Origin of the sequence: Alcaligenes sp. Me129 (assembly GCF_050487245.1) — a bacterium.
GTDB classification, from domain to species: domain Bacteria; phylum Pseudomonadota; class Gammaproteobacteria; order Burkholderiales; family Burkholderiaceae_B; genus Alcaligenes; species Alcaligenes phenolicus.
On sequence record NZ_JBKQGX010000010.1, the window covers coordinates 80,411 to 97,140 of the forward strand.

14 protein-coding genes and 1 riboswitch are annotated in these 16,730 nt (G+C 54.9%); of the genes, 6 read left to right on the forward strand and 8 right to left on the reverse strand.

The genetic code is table 11. From position 1 onward, the window contains the following. Positions 1–77 precede the first annotated feature (77 nt). The gene (locus tag ACLPGZ_RS12155) at positions 78–1,724 is read left to right on the forward strand and encodes an ABC1 kinase family protein (protein ID WP_035272623.1); all 1,647 of its coding nucleotides are present in this window, start codon (positions 78–80) and stop codon (positions 1,722–1,724) included. Positions 1,725–1,877: 153 nt separating this feature from the next. Here the strand turns inward: ACLPGZ_RS12155 and ACLPGZ_RS12160 are convergent, their stop codons facing one another. After that, entirely contained in the window at positions 1,878–2,576 is a 699-nt protein-coding gene (locus ACLPGZ_RS12160; protein WP_035272624.1) for a cytochrome b/b6 domain-containing protein, read from the reverse strand. An 81-nt stretch (positions 2,577–2,657) separates the two neighbouring features. Continuing rightward, positions 2,658–3,170 (reverse strand): hypothetical protein, encoded by a 513-nt coding sequence (locus ACLPGZ_RS12165; RefSeq protein WP_060186891.1) that lies wholly within the window; start codon positions 3,168–3,170, stop codon positions 2,658–2,660. A 310-nt stretch (positions 3,171–3,480) separates the two neighbouring features. Here ACLPGZ_RS12165 and ribA point away from each other — a divergent pair, with 310 nt between their 5' ends. Further along, the gene (ribA, locus tag ACLPGZ_RS12170; RefSeq protein ID WP_009456248.1) at positions 3,481–4,152 is read left to right on the forward strand and encodes a GTP cyclohydrolase II; all 672 of its coding nucleotides are present in this window, start codon (positions 3,481–3,483) and stop codon (positions 4,150–4,152) included. A gap of 311 nt (positions 4,153–4,463) precedes the next feature. Here the strand turns inward: ribA and ACLPGZ_RS12175 are convergent, their stop codons facing one another. Continuing rightward, positions 4,464–5,090, reverse strand: a complete 627-nt coding sequence (locus tag ACLPGZ_RS12175; protein ID WP_026483011.1) for an FMN-dependent NADH-azoreductase — start codon at positions 5,088–5,090, stop codon at positions 4,464–4,466. 125 nt (positions 5,091–5,215) lie between these two features. Between ACLPGZ_RS12175 and ACLPGZ_RS12180 the strand changes: the two genes are divergently transcribed. Beyond that, positions 5,216–6,124, forward strand: a complete 909-nt coding sequence (locus ACLPGZ_RS12180; protein WP_009456252.1) for a LysR substrate-binding domain-containing protein — start codon at positions 5,216–5,218, stop codon at positions 6,122–6,124. Between the two features lie 5 nt (positions 6,125–6,129). On the opposite strand, the gene ACLPGZ_RS12185 is transcribed toward ACLPGZ_RS12180, so the two are convergent. Then, a complete protein-coding gene (locus ACLPGZ_RS12185) occupies positions 6,130–7,692 on the reverse strand; it encodes a glycosyltransferase family 39 protein (RefSeq protein WP_060186890.1) in 1,563 nt (520 codons plus the stop codon). Positions 7,693–7,782: 90 nt separating this feature from the next. Next, positions 7,783–7,960: riboswitch (yybP-ykoY riboswitch) on the forward strand. Here ACLPGZ_RS12185 and ACLPGZ_RS12190 point away from each other — a divergent pair. Further along, complete coding sequence (locus ACLPGZ_RS12190) at positions 7,961–8,536, forward strand: TMEM165/GDT1 family protein (protein WP_009456260.1); 576 nt, start codon at positions 7,961–7,963, stop codon at positions 8,534–8,536. Positions 8,537–8,541: 5 nt separating this feature from the next. On the opposite strand, the gene ACLPGZ_RS12195 is transcribed toward ACLPGZ_RS12190, so the two are convergent. Together ACLPGZ_RS12195 and ACLPGZ_RS12200 are read right to left on the reverse strand one after the other, a co-directional pair. Then, positions 8,542–10,248, reverse strand: a complete 1,707-nt coding sequence (locus ACLPGZ_RS12195; RefSeq protein WP_035272633.1) for a methyl-accepting chemotaxis protein — start codon at positions 10,246–10,248, stop codon at positions 8,542–8,544. A 202-nt stretch (positions 10,249–10,450) separates the two neighbouring features. After that, positions 10,451–11,074, reverse strand: coding sequence for a helix-turn-helix domain-containing protein (locus tag ACLPGZ_RS12200; protein ID WP_429641409.1), 624 nt, complete (start codon positions 11,072–11,074; stop codon positions 10,451–10,453). 852 nt (positions 11,075–11,926) lie between these two features. Here ACLPGZ_RS12200 and ACLPGZ_RS12205 point away from each other — a divergent pair. Both ACLPGZ_RS12205 and speE read left to right on the forward strand, forming a co-directional pair. Further along, complete coding sequence (locus tag ACLPGZ_RS12205; protein ID WP_230940667.1) at positions 11,927–13,012, forward strand: sensor histidine kinase; 1,086 nt, start codon at positions 11,927–11,929, stop codon at positions 13,010–13,012. 174 nt (positions 13,013–13,186) lie between these two features. Further along, entirely contained in the window at positions 13,187–14,464 is a 1,278-nt protein-coding gene (speE, locus tag ACLPGZ_RS12210) for a polyamine aminopropyltransferase (protein WP_268380111.1), read from the forward strand. 111 nt (positions 14,465–14,575) lie between these two features. On the opposite strand, the gene ACLPGZ_RS12215 is transcribed toward speE, so the two are convergent. Both ACLPGZ_RS12215 and ACLPGZ_RS12220 read right to left on the reverse strand, forming a co-directional pair. After that, positions 14,576–16,285: a sulfate adenylyltransferase gene (locus ACLPGZ_RS12215; protein ID WP_429641411.1), complete on the reverse strand. Its 1,710-nt coding sequence runs from the start codon at positions 16,283–16,285 to the stop codon at positions 14,576–14,578. After that, positions 16,282–16,716 carry a hypothetical protein gene (locus tag ACLPGZ_RS12220; protein WP_429641413.1) on the reverse strand — a complete coding sequence of 145 codons (435 nt, stop codon included), beginning with the start codon at positions 16,714–16,716 and terminating at the stop codon, positions 16,282–16,284. Before ACLPGZ_RS12220 ends, ACLPGZ_RS12215 begins: the two co-directional genes overlap by 4 nt. Between the last annotated feature and the right edge of the window lie 14 nt (positions 16,717–16,730).

The following is a 16,730-nucleotide window of genomic DNA, read 5'->3' on the forward strand; positions in this document are numbered from 1 at the left end:
GGATAAGTGGATAAGTAAGTCACCGGGACACTGCGGTATGCTACTTTTCTCAGAGCGTACCCTACTGGAGAGCGAGTATGTTGGGAGGAACCTTGTTGGCCTTGCGCGACCATGCACGAGTCCGTGCCATTGGAGCGGTCATAGCTCGATACGGGATTGGGGATGTGATGCATCGCCTGGGCTTGTCGGACCTCCTGCCCGGTAACAAGACCCCGGTGGCGGCCGAAATGCCCGAGCGCTCGGCACCTGAACGTTTGCGACGTGCACTGGAAGAGCTGGGTCCGACCTTTATCAAGCTGGGTCAGATTCTGGCTACACGTAATGATTTGCTGTCGTTGGAGTGGACGCAGGAGCTGGAGAAGCTGCAAGGTCATGCCGCGCCGGTGCCTTGGGAAACGATCAGACCCGAGCTGGAGCAGGCTTTGGGTCAAACGGTTGAGCAAGCCTTTGCGCGCTTTGACACCCAGGTGCTGGCCTCGGCCTCCATGGCACAGGTGTATCGCGCCTGTTTGCGGGATGGCACCGAAGTCGTGGTGAAGGTGCAGCGCCCTGGTCTGGAGCCACTGATTCAGGCTGACTTGCGTTTGTTGAAACAGATTGCCCGCCTGGTCCAGCAACAAGGCCTGCTGCCCGAGTATCGCCCCTACGATATCGTGCGTGCCCTGGCTGAAGCCATTGCCGATGAGCTGGACTTCACCCGCGAAGCGGCCAATACCTTGGCGGTGCGCGAGAACATGCAGCCTTTCAAGGACATTGTGGTTCCGCGTGTCTATATGGAGTGGACCAGCGCGACCGTCATGGTGCAGGAGTTTGTCCCCGGGGTCTCGCCCATTCAAGAGGCACAGTTGCAAGCCATTGAGGCGGATCGTCCTTTATTGGCCCGCCGAGGTGCCTTGGCGTTCCTGCATATGGTGCTGGAGGACGGGCTGTTTCATGCTGATCCGCACCCCGGCAATATGATGGCCTTGCCGGGCAATAAGGTTGCCTTTATTGATTTCGGCTTGGTGGGCCATTTGACGGAACGTCGCCGCCAGCAATTGCTGGTGTTGCTACGGGCGATTGTGGATGGACAGGCAGATGGGGTGGCAACGACCTTGCTGGACTGGTCCGGGGCAGAGGACTTTGATTGGAGCCGTCTGGAAGAAAGTGCCCAGCGTTATGTAGCCCGACAAAGCAGTGGGCTGTTGTCCATCTCGGCTGCCTTGCTGGACTTCATGGCTCTGGCGCGCGAGAACCATTTAATTCTGCCGCCGGATCTGGCCTTGCTGTTCAAGGCTTTTATCACGGCGGACGGTGTGCTGAAGCGTCTGGACCCGCAGTTTGATGTGGTCGAAGTCGCGCAGCCCGTGATCATGGGCTTGATGCGCAAGCAGTACTCGCCACGTCGTGTTTATGCGGACCTGCAACGCAGTTTGCTGGAGTCCCGGCAGTTGGCCATGGATGCGCCCCAATTGCTGCGTCTGTTGATGCATAGGGTGCGGCAAGGAAAGATCTCGGCGCGTATTCAAATCGAGGGAATGCCGCGTCTGGCCTCGTCGCTGGAAAAGGCGGCCACCCGTCTGGCCATTGCGATTGTGACGGCAGCTTTTGTATTGATTTTGGGTCCGGTGCTGGTTACGCGCGGTCCCGCATGGCTGGGTCTGACTATTTTCAGCTGGGCGGGTTTATTAGCCGCTGTGCTGGGTCTGGTTCTGGTTTTGTGGGGATTTTGGCGACGGCGCTAAGAAGTATCTTGAGGCCGTCGCTTTCTGCGCAGGAAGTGCTCAAGCGGCTAGTCACCGTCCAGTTTAAAAGACGGCTAGTAAAAATGCGGCTCAGCCCAAACAGTCCCCGCATTATCCCCAGGTTTATTCACAGCTTCTGGGGATAAGTCGGGCTTACATAAAGTCGTCCATGCCACCGCCTACGGGTGCCAGACCTGTCATCCAGTACACACCCCAGGCAATCAGCGCCACAATGATCAGAGCGAGAAAACGGGTTTTCCAGCTGTCTTTGCTGGCAGGCAGGCTGGCATCGGCGGGAACCGGCATGCTGCCCCTGACCATGACGCTGGTTAATTTCTGACCACGCAACACGCGATACAGGAAAATAGCCAGGATATGCAAGGCAATAATGGCCAGCATGATCCATTCATTGGCTTTGTGCAGGCCGGTCAGGGTTTTGGACCAGTCGCTGCTCAGGTAGGCCAAAGGCCCAGTCGTGAAGATGTCGTCATTGGCAAACAGGCCCGAGACCGCTTGAAAACCGAACACAATCAACATGATCCAGACGGACCAGGCACCGATGGGGTTGTGGCCGGGGTAAACCGCGGGCTTGTCACGCAAGTAGCGCAGGCTGCGCACAGGGTTGGGCAGGAAGTGGCTAAAGCGGGAGTAGTAACCACCAATCAGGCCCCAGACCAGACGAAATGCCAGCAGCCCCAGGGCCAGCAAGCCAAAGCGTACGTGCCAGTCCATCCACAAACCGCCAACCTTGATCGTCACAAAACAGCCCACGATGCTGATCACGAGCAGCCAGTGGAACAGGCGGGTGGGTAGATCCCAGATGAGTAAAGGGCGAGTCGAGGAGGCGTGCATGGGGAAAATCCGGAGAGACTAAGACATCTGATTATAGTCAGTGTTGTCTTGGAGTCCGTTTTCCGCCGCGGGTTCCTTCTCTTATTGAGCGCGGTGTTTGCGCTTGCGCAAACTGATCGTGCGACCGTCGTAACGGTACTCGTCGATCAGGGTGGGATTATCCAGGCTGGGGGTTTCCATGATCAGGGTTTGGCCCTGGTGGCGTACTCGAATTTGTGCGCTGCAAGACCCAAACGCTGGCGAGACGGTATAGCCCTTGGATGACACTGTGACCCAGTGATAATAAATCGAGCAACCCCCCAGGCCGTTGTCCACCGAAATCAACGCTGTCTGGTTGTTGGATTGTCTGAAGGCGTAGGGAATATTGATCAAGCCCTTGAGTTCGGGAGCGATGATTTGCGAGTCCAGTTGCAGTTGTGCTTCATAGACATAATCGCTTTGGCTCACTTGCAAGGTGCCGTAGGGGCTGTCCAGACTTAATTGAGAAGGAGGCTGGGGCCAGGTCTGGCTTGCCGCACTATGGGCGACAAACGGTTGCAGGGCCAAGCCGAGCCCAATCACAACATAACGAATAAAGACCTTAGTGGCGGGCATGATCAATCAAGTAAGAGGATGATCAAGGCTCAGTGAAAAACACAAAGCGCCATAGATCATCTGTATTTGTAAGTTTCATAACATTTTATGTATTTTCTTGTTGCGTAGAATACCGGATCGCAGAACTTTTCGCTATAAGGATAGGCACATAAGGTGAATGTTTCATGTCTGTGTCATAGGGGGACTGGCGAAATTAGTCCTGAAAAGCATCTTGCCTCAGGCTTAAAGAAATGGAGTGAATTGGGCTATCATTGCTAGGTTGCCCCGGATGGGGCCAAGCCGCATTTCTTCGTTGCAGCAGAGACTCATTATGCAATCCATCCCGGATGCCGCACTGGCATCAGAATCGGACTCCCCGCTGGCTGCCCAGCAGGCCAAACCCGGCGCTTTATTGGACTACGTCAGCTCCAGCCGTTTGCCTACCCCCTGGGCCGTATTCCAAATCCATGTATTTGTAGAGCGCAGCAATCAAAAAGAACACGTATTGTTGACCCTGGGGGATGTGGCCGACGGCGAGCCTGTCCTGGCCCGTGTCCACTCCGAGTGTCTGACGGGCGATGCCTTGTTCAGCCTGCGCTGCGATTGCGGCCCTCAACTGCAATTAGCGCTGGAACGTATTGCTACGGCAGGCCGTGGTGCCTTGATGTATTTGCGCCAGGAAGGGCGGGGTATTGGTCTGGTGAACAAGATCCGTGCCTACAACCTGCAAGATCAGGGGGCGGATACGGTGGAAGCCAACGAGAAGCTGGGGTTTCCTGCGGATATGCGTCGCTATGATATTTGCAAGGATATGCTCGAGCACGTCGGTATCCAGAAGCTGCGTCTGATGACCAATAATCCGCGCAAGGTAAAAACCCTGCAGGAAATTGGCATTGATGTGGTGGAGCGTGTGCCGCATCAAATTGAAGGTAATCCCTTTAACGAGGCTTACCTGAACACCAAGCGTCTGCGCTTGGGCCACTGGCTGGAAACAGACGAATAAAAAGGGGCGCGCGGGCAGAAATTGATTCTGCTCCGATTTCGTTCCTGCTTATCGCGGTATCAACACAAAGGGCCATCAATTGGCCCTTTGTGTTTTTCTCTGGTGGAGATTCAGCGCGATCAGAATGTGCTGCCTGCCTGCCTGCCTGCCTGCCGGCAGGCAACGCAAAAGAGAAAGCCGGATCCGATGTCCACGCAGGGATTGGGATCCGGCTTTATCTTTGCTTGCTCAGGCTTGAGCGCTGAAGGGGCGGGTGGCTGCTTGTGCAGAACTAAACAGCCAAGGCCTGGTCGAACCAGGCCTTCCCGGTCTTAGGCAGGGCTCTTTTCCAGCAAGGCGCTGACACTGGCCTTGGCGTTCTCTACAATCTGATCACGCAGCTCTGGGGTTTTGCCCAGACCTTCGGCGTACACAATACGCAGGTCCGTTACACCCATGAAGCCGAACATCACACGCAGGTAGCTTTCCTGATGTTCCATGGCCTGGCCTTGCTCCGATTCGGAGTAGATGCCACCACGGCTCAGAACCAGGTAAACCGTTTTGTCGCCGGCCAGACCTTCCGGGCCATTGCTGGTGTAGCGGAAAGTGCGGCCAGCTTGAGCCAGACGGTCCATCCAGGCTTTCAGTTGGCTAGGAATGGTGAAGTTGTAGAAGGGGGCGCCAATCACCACCACATCGGAAGCCAGGAACTGGCTCAGGTATTGTTCGGTGATGGCGTTCTCGGCACGCTGGCGCTCGCTCAGGGTGGCTGGGTCCAGACCCAGGCGCATGCCCAGGGAGTCAGCCGAAAAGTGAGGTGGCGGGTTCAGGGCCAGATCTACATGCTCCACTTGGACTTGCTCATTTTGCTGGCGCAGCTGATCAACCACAAATTGCGAAAGTTCGCGGGAAACGGAGTTGGCGCCGGTGATACTGGAGTCTACGTGTAGCAGTTTCATGATGTTTGGTGTCCAAAGCGATGAAGGAATGGTGTCATTATGTTTGATGCCCATACCTTTGATAAGCCGGTTTTTCTGAGAAAGATTATTCTACTTTTGTCTGTAATCCTGGAAAACTTCCCTGTATGTATGACTTAAATGACATGGTGCTGTTTACCGAAGTGGTACAGCGTGGCGGCTTTAGTGCTGCTGCCCGACACTTGGGCATGCCGCCATCGCGAGTATCGCGACGTCTTAGCCGTCTTGAGGCTGAAGTCGGTGTGCGCCTGCTGCAACGCACCACGCGCAGCCTGTCTCTGACCCCTGCTGGAGAGGTGTTTCTGCGCCATTGCCAGGCCATGCGTGACGAGGCCGAAGCTGCGTATTCTGCGGTGGCTCAAGTGCAGCAAGAACCACGCGGTCTCTTGCGTATCAGTTGCCCGGTCACCTTGGCCCATACGGTCTTGTCGACCGTGTTTGCACAGTTTCTGATTCGCTACCCTCAGGTTGAGCTGGAGGTGGAAGTCAGCAACCGGGTGGTTGATCCGGTGGCGGACGGGATTGATGTGGCTTTGCGAGTGCGCAGCACCTTAAGTGATAGTGCGAGCTATATCGTCAAGCGCCTGGGTGAAACAGGGGCAATTCTGGTTGCTCAGCCTGAACTGCTGGCGCGTTTTGATCCGGTGCGCGGCCCGGCTGATTTGGTGAAATTGCCCACGGTGGCCATGTCGGCCCGACAAGGTCAAAACGAATGGGAGCTGTATGGTCCCGAGGGCGCCAGCCTGACGGTAACGCACAGGCCGCGCTATATGGCCTCGGATTTGCTGACGTTGCGTGAAGGGGTGGAGCAGGGCATAGGTGTGGGTATCTTGCCCGACTATATGTGTTGCGAGGCCTTGAAAGCCGGACGCCTGGTGCAGGTATTGCCACAGTGGGCACCCTTGCCGGGGATTATTCACGCTGTGTTTGCTTCCCGCCGAGGCATGGCCCCGGCGGTACGACATTTTCTGGATTATCTGGGTGAGCAACTGCCGGTGCATCACCCTAAAATTTAAGTGATTCAGCGGGCAGTGGCTGTAAAGGGGCAGCTGCTTTGTGCGGGCAGAATGGCCCAGTTCAGATCAATCATGGGACTGCGCTCGGAAGACCAGCGCTGCTCGGCCTGCCCCTTGATAGGGGCTTGCTCGTACAGCTGGAGCAAGGATGCGGGAGGTTTCCCACGGGTCTGGATGCTGTACACAATCAGAGCGCCGCATTCCATATCCTGCGGGAGTGTCAGCCAAGGTGAAGCAGCCGGGTCAGCATCAATAAAGACCATCACATCCTGGCCGGCATGAACGGCAATATTGCCGCCTAGCCAGGTATCGGCTACTACGACTTTAAGTGGGATGCCGGGCATGTGTTCGTTCCAGATGGCTTGCATTTGGGCAGACACTTCCGGGCCGGGGAAGGTGGAGCGAGAGTCCCTACCTTTATGCCAGGCCAATGGGCCACGAGCCAAGGCGTAGCCCGATGCCAGCAATATCTGCAACACGATCACAATAATAGCCACGCGCCGCAGCTGGATCTTGTCCTTGCCGTGCATGACCCAAAGAGCAAAAAAGCCATACAAAACAAAGAAAGTGGTGGCCCAGGAAGCGACCAGACGGGTGCCCATCATGGCTGAAATCAAGACGGTGCTGACGATCGGAGTCAGGCCCACCCACAGCAGGAATTGCTTGTCGCTGCGGGAAATATCATCGGCGTAGCGTTGCTTGTTTTGCAAGGCCGCGTCGGATGGGGCCAGCTTTTTCCTGTCGCGACGATTCCAGATACCCAGCGCAATCATGGCCACAACCATGGGGCTTAGTCTCCCCAGCTGGTCCAGGCTAAACGCCAGCAGTTCCTTGTAGGCCTCCCAGCGGGTATGTGTTTCCAGCGAGCCGTCCATATAGCGGAAGGGGGCGAAGTCGTGCTTCACCAGCCAGTACAGATGGGGCGACAAGACCAGCACATAGGCAAGCAGGGCCAAGCCCAGCCCTATCCAGGTCTGCCGCTGACGCCACATACCGCTGCGCAGGAAATACAAAAAGAAGGCGGTGAACAGAATCACGGCACTGTATTTGGTGACCGTAGACAGCGCAGCGACGGCGCCCAGCCATAACCAGTCTGCCGGTTTCTGGTCGCGGCTGGCGCGATAGAAAAACCAGGTCGCGGCGGTTACGGACCACAGTTGTGCCGTGTTGTGATTAAAAATGGTGCCGCGCAAGGAAAAGTAAATACTGACAGAACTGATCAGCAAGACCATGAAGGCGCGTTCGGGATTCAGGAATTCGCAGGCCAGTTTCCAGATAAACCATAGCCCCAGCACCGAAGCTGTCATGCCCGCGGCAAAGGTCAGCCATGCCGGGCGTCCGACTACGCTGGTCAAGGCGGCCATCACCCACGCTGGGAAGGGCGGATGCTTCAAATAGCCCAGCTCGAAACTGGCCGACCAGACCAGTTCTTCCATGCCGTCCAGATCGGGGGCTTTATGGCTAATTGCCATCAAAACGGTCCACAGCAAAATCATGAATAACAGATACAGCAGCACATAGCGCTGGTAGGTGTTGGGCTGAGCCGATGCTGGGTTTTGGGCAGTCATGCGTCTGGTGAAAGCGTGAAAATAAGCAAGTGTACTTCTTGTGCGTTGAAAAGCCCCGATTGGACAGGCGTCTTAATCTGGGCTACGATGCGCTTCGTCATTAGGGAGTAGCCGCTTCGGTTTACCGAAGATCAGCGTCAACATACTTGACCTACACAGGGTCATGGCGCTGATAGCAACTTAGCCTGGCAAGACTTTTGACCATGGACCTTCGCGTTTGGCCGGGAGGGTTTGTGGTCATTTGTCTTTTATCCGGCCAGGAGTTGTTATGGAAGCGTTGTTTATCTCCACGGGTGTGGTTGCCTTGGCAGAAATTGGGGACAAAACCCAATTGTTGGCTTTTATTCTTGCAGCCCGCTACAAACGCCCTTGGCCCATCATTCTCGCTATTTTCATAGCAACCTTAGTTAATCACGGTCTGGCTGGCGCCATTGGTGCTTGGGTTCCCGCTTTGCTGGATCCGGAAGTGCTGCGTTGGGTGCTGGGTATTTCCTTTCTGGCCATGGCCATATGGATTCTGATTCCTGACAAGATCGATGATGCCGAAGCCACCCGTACGCGTTTTGGTGTTTTTGGCACCACGCTGGTGACATTCTTCCTGGCCGAGATGGGCGACAAGACACAGATTGCGACGGTCGCTTTGGCTGCTAAATATCAAGAGTTCGGTTTGGTGGTGCTAGGCACGACCTTGGGCATGATGTTGGCCAACGCACCTGCCGTTTTGTTTGGCGAGCGCATTGCCCGCCGTTTGCCGACTCAGTTGGTACACCGGATTGCTGCCTGTATCTTTGCTGTGCTGGGCGTGCTGGCCTTGTTGGGAGGGGCTGAAAGCCTGGGCTTTTAGCGAACTCAGGTACTGGATGCCAATTGTCGTAGTCGGCCTGGGTGGGCTGGTTTGCGACGAGCGGCGTCCATTTTCACAACCGGGGCCAGGATCAAGGGGGCAGCAGAGCGAGTGGGTGGGTGAGTATGCGCACTTTCTCCGTGATTCAGGACGCTGATAGCCTCTTGCAGTTCGGCCCCATTCTGGTTCAGTTCCTGCGCTGTTTCACTCAAGTCATGGACCAGAGCGGCATTGTCGCTGGTGATTTGGTCCACCTGTTTCAAGGCCTGGGTCAACTGGCCCAAACCGATGCTTTGCTCGCTGGTGGCAGCAGAAATCTCACCCATCAAACCCGCAACCTCAGACACGGATGTCAGGATTTCCTGCATGGTCTGCCCCGCATGGGCGGCGTGGGTGGCACCTTCAGCACTGAGGGTTTGGGTTTCGGTGACCAGTTGCTTGATTTCATCGGCCGCTTGAGCCGCTTGCTGAGCCAGCGAACGCACGGCAGAGGCAACCACCGCAAAGCCTTTACCGGCCTCTCCGGCGCGGGCCGATTCAATTGAGGCGTTGATCGACAGGATATTGGTCTGAAAGGCGATGTTATTGATCATCGACACGATATTGCCAATATGCTGGGAGCTTTCCAGAATCTGCTGCATGGATGAGCTGACTTTCTGAACCGCCTCGTTCCCGCGACCCGCGATCTCCGCGCTGCGGCTAGCCAGTTCGTGGCTGGCCTTGGCGTTTTCCGCGGTCTGTAGAACGGCTTGCCCAAAGGAGCTCATACTGGCAGTGGTCTGCTGCATGGAGGCCGCTTGCTCTTGAGTGCGTGCTTCCAGCAGGGCGCTGTTATCCGAGAGCTTGCGTGACACCATTTGATTGTTGCTGCAGCTATGGTCCACGTCGGTACTAATGCTCATCAGGCTCTTACGCATCAGATCCAGATTCTGGCCCAGCGTTTCCAGCTTCTTCACAGCGGGCCCGCGTGTGTTGACTGTCAGGTTGCCTGCGGCAATTTGTTGGGCGATGTGCGTGGCCGTTTTAAACGATCCCAAAACCCGTCGCATCAGCACGGCCTGATAGCCCAAAATCATCAATGTTCCCACCCCCAGAGAACTGGCCAGGAGGATCATGCTTTGCTGTGGCATCTCCGTATTCAGGATCATGGCAATAATCCCGCCGGTAATACCCAGATTCAACAGGCCTTTTCGTAAAAAGGCGGCCAGCAAACTGGGACCAGCCAGGAAACGAAGGCCGGCAAAAGGGCGACGCCAGCTGCGAGCCGTAATTTGGCCAGCGCGTATCGTTCGGGAACGATTTCGACCTTCGCGCAATTCCTGATAAAACTGTTCAGCTGCTTGAATATCCTGAGGTTTTGCGCGCACACGAACCGACGCAAAGCCGGTTAATTCCCCTTGTTCAATAATGGGACTGGCATGGGCCAGAACCCAATAAAAACCGCCGTCTTTACGGCGATTCTTTACCACCCCCACCCACGAACGGCCCTGTTTTAAGGTATGCCACAAATCTGCAAAAACTTCGGATGGCATATCGGGGTGACGCACGATATTGTGCGGCTCGCCAATCAATTCTTCCCGACTAAACCCGCTCACCTCGACAAAGGCCGGGTTCGCATAAATGATGCGGCCGGCCAGGTCAGTTTTGGAAATGAGATATTGCTCGTCCAGCAGCTCGGTTTCGATGCCGGTAATTGGTAGGTTCTTGCGCATAGCCTTTCCCTTTGTATTTTTGTATCAGCAAAAGACTCGAGATAAACGGATCAATTTCTTGTTGTGAATTTTCGTGAATAGTATCATTTGATTCGTTTTTTATGTCTAAAAATAAAAAAATGATAATCAAATGAAAATTTTTGTCACAAAAAGATCGAAATTGAAAAAATTGATCCTGGCTGATAAAGGGAAGAGGACGTGCTCAGGAGGGCAGGTATTGGGCGTGGAAGGCTTCGCTGAGCAGCTGCAGGAGCAGGGCAATGGGAATGGGCTTGGCCAGGGCTGTGGCTTTGCCGGGCAGACCGCCACGCGCGTGAATATCGGCGGCGCTCAATGCAGAAATCACATAAATCTGGGTATGTTCGGTTTCAGGGGCATCGGCCAGCGCCTTGAGCATGGCAAAACCATCCAGTTTGGGCAGGTTCAGGTCCACGATCAGCACATCGGGGTAGAAATTGCCGGCAGCAATCAGACCTTTCAGGCCATCTTGTTCGCAGCGCAATTTGACCGGGAAGGGCAGATGTTCCATGGCCATGCGGTAAATCGCCAGCAAATCCAGGTCGTCTTCAACGACCAGTACGCGCAGGCAGGGTTCACCGCTGCAAACAGGTAGGCTGGGAGTGATCGGAGCATCAGGCGTCGGGGGGCTGGTTTGCCCACGGCGCTCTTGCAAGATGGCTTGTACGGAATCGCGGTCGATGCGTCGGTGCCCGCCTTGGGTTTTCCAGGCTTTCAGGGTCCCGGCTTCTACCCAAAGTTGTACGGTGCGTACAGACACACCTAGTAAATCAGCAGCCTGCCGAGTGGAGTAAACGGCGTCGTTCATGGAGTCAACAAAATGAAAGCAGGCCAGACCGGGGAAAGAAAGGCTATGGGCCCCGATGTAGCAGTGCAGAGTGTAGAGACGGTATTAGTAAGTACAGAAATACTACTAATGGCAATGGGAAGTGGCCTGTTCACGCCAAGTGATAGGCAGAGTATTGGACACACATGCTTCTAATATCTCCGATTTTCAGATGTTCATGCTTCATCAGGGACTCACTTCAATCGGGCGGGCCTGTGAACCTGGACTCGCCTTGCTGATTTTACGCGTATCCCTTGCGCTGTCGTGTTACCGGACGGGCCCAGTGTGGGGAGCTGAACACACTTATAAGTGTTGATGTTACGGGCGGGTCCGGGCGGTGCTCGGCTTGTCGGGCCAAGAAAAAGGGTGTTAGCACCCTAGCACTTGTTTTTATCGTTAGTCTTGATCCTGGTCAGTCTTTATGAAATAAATAGGAATCCATTTTGTACAAGTTCCCTTGTTTCCTCAAAGAAAATTTATGCGCCTTATGATACGGCTGTTTCTGCCGTTAAGCAGTATGGGCGGTGGTTTTGGAGTAAAACTTTTAAAAAGTACTAATCCCTTTCTTATTGTTCCGCCTGATTGTTATGAAATTTATTTATTAGGCGATTAACCGTTTTTTCACCCAGGCTGATGCAAAGGCATTGGCAGATCAGTAATCCCATCTAGAAAAATGCTTGGTTTATCCGCTGGACTGGCTTTTTGTCGCATGGAGATTGAAACCACACTGAGGCAGGCCTGGTGCTTGTTTTGGGACGAAAATAGGGGATTGGCTTGTTGCTCACACTATTTACCAGTTTTTTGATCGGGCAACGTTTGTTTGACCGAGCGAGCGTGCCTAAATGGCCGGGACAGGCTTATGAAAAAGCACATCGCTTTGAGCAAATGCTGGATGCCTTGCCCGATGCCATTGTCATGTTCGATTCCTGTGGGCGAATTGAGGGGTGTAATCGGGCCATGCGGCGTTTGCTGGATACGCCGGAATTGGCCAATGACAACGATGATTTAATCGATTTTTTCCAGAATCTGGAAAAAGGAATACGGGCAGATTTAGCGTATTTGCTCCCTGGGATTAGTCAGGTTATTAACCGCGAAAAAAATCCTTTTTACTACATGCACCGGGATGGGGAAGGGGAACAGGCCCGTGCCCTGGAGTTTCATGCCTATGCGGCCTCCGATTCAGACAGCGCAACTTTGTTGATGATTCGCGATGTCAGCACAAAAATGCAACAGGAGCGCGATCGTGCCGACTGTTTTGCCATGGCTGCCCATGAAATACGCTCCCCGCTGGCCGCCATCAGCGGCTATATCCAATTGCTGCAACTGGAGACAACCCCGTCAGCCTGGGCCAGCAAGATCTACTCTCAATTACATGAAAAGGTTCGTGGCGTTGATGTGCTGCTTGATGATTTGACGCGCTTGAATCGCATGGAGTACGAGGGGACGAGCATGCAGGAATGGCGCGAGTCTGATTTGCGTGCCGTGCTGCGCCTGAGTCTGCGCCCTTTTCACGAACAGCGCCACCGCATTTACCTGGATGTGCCCGAGTATGGCTTGTGGGCCAAGGTGGATATCGTTCCTTTATTGGTAGCTCTGCGCAATGCGCTGGAAAATGCCCTGAAGTACTCCGCGCCAGACACCATGGTGACCCTGCGCTTGCAGCCGGGCGAAACCGGTTGGGCTCGGATAGAGGTCCTGGATCAAGGGCCGGGAATTGATCCGCTCTATAAAGAGAAGGTCTTTGACAAGTTCTATCGCCTGCCCGGCCAACAGGTGCAAGGAAGCGGTCTGGGCTTGTCCATTTTGCGCTCGATTGTTCACCACCACGGGGGCAGAGTCTATTTCAAGGACCGTCCGGGTCCAGGGGCGCATTTGGTCATGGAATTGGTTCTGCTGCCTTCCGCGTCGTATATACCTTAATCTTCCCTAAAATAGGGTTATTTTCATATATTTAAGTTTGATATAAGGTACAATTTGCGCTCTTTTCGATGAAGCGAGGTGATCGCCATTCCAGGTGCACCTCGCTTTGAAGTTTTTACGTTGCGGTCGTCTCGTTGGTAGGGAGCGCAAAATCTGTTAAAGGAGCACACGATTATGCAAGGCTTGCACTTGACCGCAGACCTTTACCAATGTGCATGCAGCCCGGAGCTGCTGATCGATGCCCAGAAACTGGCTGATTTTTGCCGTCAGCAGACTATTGATGCAGGGCTGACGATTGTTGGTGAAGAGTGGCAGGCATTTCCCGAATTTGAAGGGCAGCCTGGTGGTGTTACCGGCGTACTGTTATTGGCCGAGTCTCACTTGGCCATCCATACCTGGCCAGAGCGTGGTGGCGTGACGCTGGACGTCTATGTCTGCAATTTCATGCAGGACAATTCGGGCAAGGCGACCCGCCTGATTGACGGTATTGAGCAGGCTTTCAAGCCCGGTCAGGCCCAGCGTAATCGCTTGTGGCGTGGCGAGGCTGATGGCCCGGCCCATGCTGGTGAACTGCTGACGGAAAACCTGAATCAGGATGCACTGTACGGCTTTCGCTTCACCGAGCGCTTGCTGGAGCGCCAGACTGCTTTTCAGCGTCTGGAGTTGCTGCGTTCCGAAACCTTGGGTAAGACCTTGCGCCTGGACGGTTGCATGATGACTTCCGAGGCCGAAGAGTTCTTCTACCACGAAGGTCTGATTCACCCGGCCGCTATGGCTCACCCGAATCCACGCCGTGCCCTGATTGTGGGCGGTGGGGATGGTGGAGCCCTGGAAGAACTGCTGAAGTACCCCAGCCTGGAGCGAGTCTCTCTGGTTGAGCTGGATGGGGAAGTGATCGAGGTGGCCCGCGAGCACTTGCAGTCCATTCACAAGGGGGCGTTTGATAACCCGCGTGTACAAATTCAGATCGAAGACGGCGCGAAGTTCCTGGCCCATACACAGGAACGCTTTGACTTGATCTATCTGGACCTGACCGACCCCGAAACTCCGGCCGGCCCCTTGTACACGACTGCCTTCTTTGAGTCCTGCAAACGTGCGCTGGCAAGTGGTGGTGCTTTGGTATTGCACCTGGGTTCGCCTTTCCACGAAAGTCAGCAGGTCAAGAACCTGAGCGAATCCCTGGCCAGTGTGTTTGCACAAGTGCATGGCTACGGTCTGCATATCCCGCTGTACGGCTCTTACTGGGGGCTGGCAATTGCCTCCGACGAGCTGAACCCGCGTGCTTTCTCCGCCGATCAAATCCAGGAACGACTGGAGCAGCGTATGAGCAACGAGAACCAGGATTCCCTGCAGTTCTACAACGCTGACATTCATGGTGCCTTGTTTGCTCTGCCTACTTTCTACCGCCGCCTGATGCCTGTGAATGAGGTCAATCTGGAAGAGGTCTGTTGAGCAGGTTCTGGACAGTTTGAGTCTGCCTTCGGGCAGATTTCGTGATGAAAAAGCCCCTGATCTTGTTAAGGTCAGGGGCTTTTTCTGTTCAGGGGGAAGCTGGATAGAGCCTTATTCCTTATCCGCCCCACGATAGCGCTGGTAAGGCAGGACGTTCCAGGTCCTTTTGGTCAACTGCTTGGCAGAAATCACGGTCGGAATATCATCCAGCAAGCTGCGGGCCGAATGCAGCTCGCGCACGACTTCCTGCTTGTCCTGATACATGAACTCGTCCGAGGCTTCTTCCGGTGCTTGCTGCTGCTTTTCTTCCAGATCGCTGATCAGACGTTCCTGCTGGAAGCGTAGAGCAGCACGCGCATCCTCAATCCAGGCGGCTTGCATGCTGCGGTTGTGATCCACCACGGCGCTGTACTCGGTGTACACCCCGTTGTAGATATCTCCCGCATGGTGCCGCACGTCGTGGCTGGCGATTTCCAGATCGCGCACCGTCAGCTGAGATGGATCCAGCGGTTCACTACGCTTGGCCCCGCCCAGACGGGTGTACTGGGTGTAGTAGGGGAACATGCTCTGGATAACCTTGCTGACAGGCTGGATTGCTTCGCCTTCCTCGCACAGTCCTTTGGGCTGTACGCCTTGCATGGCCGGCAGAATGGATTCAGGGCGGCAAATTTCCTTGGGCGGCATGATGCCGTGACGCAGCATCTCGCGAATGCCGGTGCCGGAGATGGTCAGCCTGAAGCGATCATCGTGCGGGCAGGTCTCGGAAGTGGCATGGCAGGCACAACGCGTGCAGTAAAACACTTCGTGGAACAGGCGCACATCAATGCCCATTTCCTTGGGGCTGAACTGATCGAAAATACTGTGGCTGGCGTACTTGTCGTAGTAGCTGCCAATCCCGGCGTGATCCCGACCAATCAAGGCGTGGGTGCACCCATAGTTCTTCATGATCAGGGCATGCAAAATGGTTTCGCGTGGGCCAGCAAAAATATAGGTGACGCGCAACGGTGACAGGATGGCACGGTCCTTGGGGTAGTAGGTATCCAGTACGTTTCGGTAGGCCATCATGCGGAACTCGTGGCGCACGTATTCACGCTTGGCCATCTCTACCAGTGGCTGCAGGAACAGGCCATCAATCCCTTCCAGCGCATTGCGGTGAATGTACTCGTGGCCACGGTGCAGCGGGTTTGCGCCGGTGATAAAGCCTGCCACGGAATTGAATTTCTTTTCTTCGTAGAACAGGCGCCAGGTGTCTTTGGGTTCGCGGCGCAGCTTCTCGAACGGGCCCCAGTCCACACGCTGCAGCAGGTGCAAGGTGCCACCCAGGGACACATCGCCCATGCGGCGGTAAATGGAGTCCACACCGGGGTGATTTCTGTCCGTGGTGCCAAACAGTTGCTGAGCGCGCTGCTCCTTGTCGTAGGAGAAGATGTCCTCGATGCTCAGGATGGCTACCGGCTTGTTGTCGCTATTGGTCAGCGCCACTTCAGAGCCGACCGAAAGTCCTTTAATAATGTCGCGGTTGCGATCGCCAATCGGGGCGAAGCTCAGCGGCACAGGCCACACCACACCATTACTCAAACGACCCTCTTTGAGCACGGAGTTGTAGTCGGCCTCGTTCATGAAGCCTTTGTTGGGGGAGAGCACGCCCGTAGCAATCATCTCGATGGTGATGACGGCTTCCAGGTCCACGCGGATGCTGGGCAGGGTGCGCGCACGTTCGATCTCGTCCTTGACGCGATCCTCCGGGACAACCTGGTTGACCAGTGTTCCACCGTGCGGTTGCTGTGGATAGCGATCAAAGTTCAATGTTGAGTGGTTCATATTGCCTCCTTTAATTTGCCCCGCATGACGATGAAAGATAGTTTTTTTGTCGGGGCGTTTTTCGTTTGCGAGTGATAGATGAGTTCTGGACTGGAGCAGTGACTCCCCGGTTTCAAACGCTCTATTTCTTCTTGTGATGCCAGACGAAAGCTCTTCGTCCAAACAGGTGATGCAGCGCTGGCTTGAATACCGCCTGCGCATCGTTGTGCTGCGCTTGTTAAATGCGACATGAGGACAGGAATGCAGGCATCGTTCCGGGTTTGTCGGTGCGTGACGTGATCCTCACCGTGGCTCATGATGCTGCGGGTGCTGCCTGCCCCAGGAGATCTGTACTGAAAATCAAATTGGGTATAGGTGATAAGCCCTAGTTTTCCGAGCTCAGATCCTGCTGGAACTGTCTTAGTATTACTCACAATCGCGAGAAAAATCATCGCGTTATACCAAA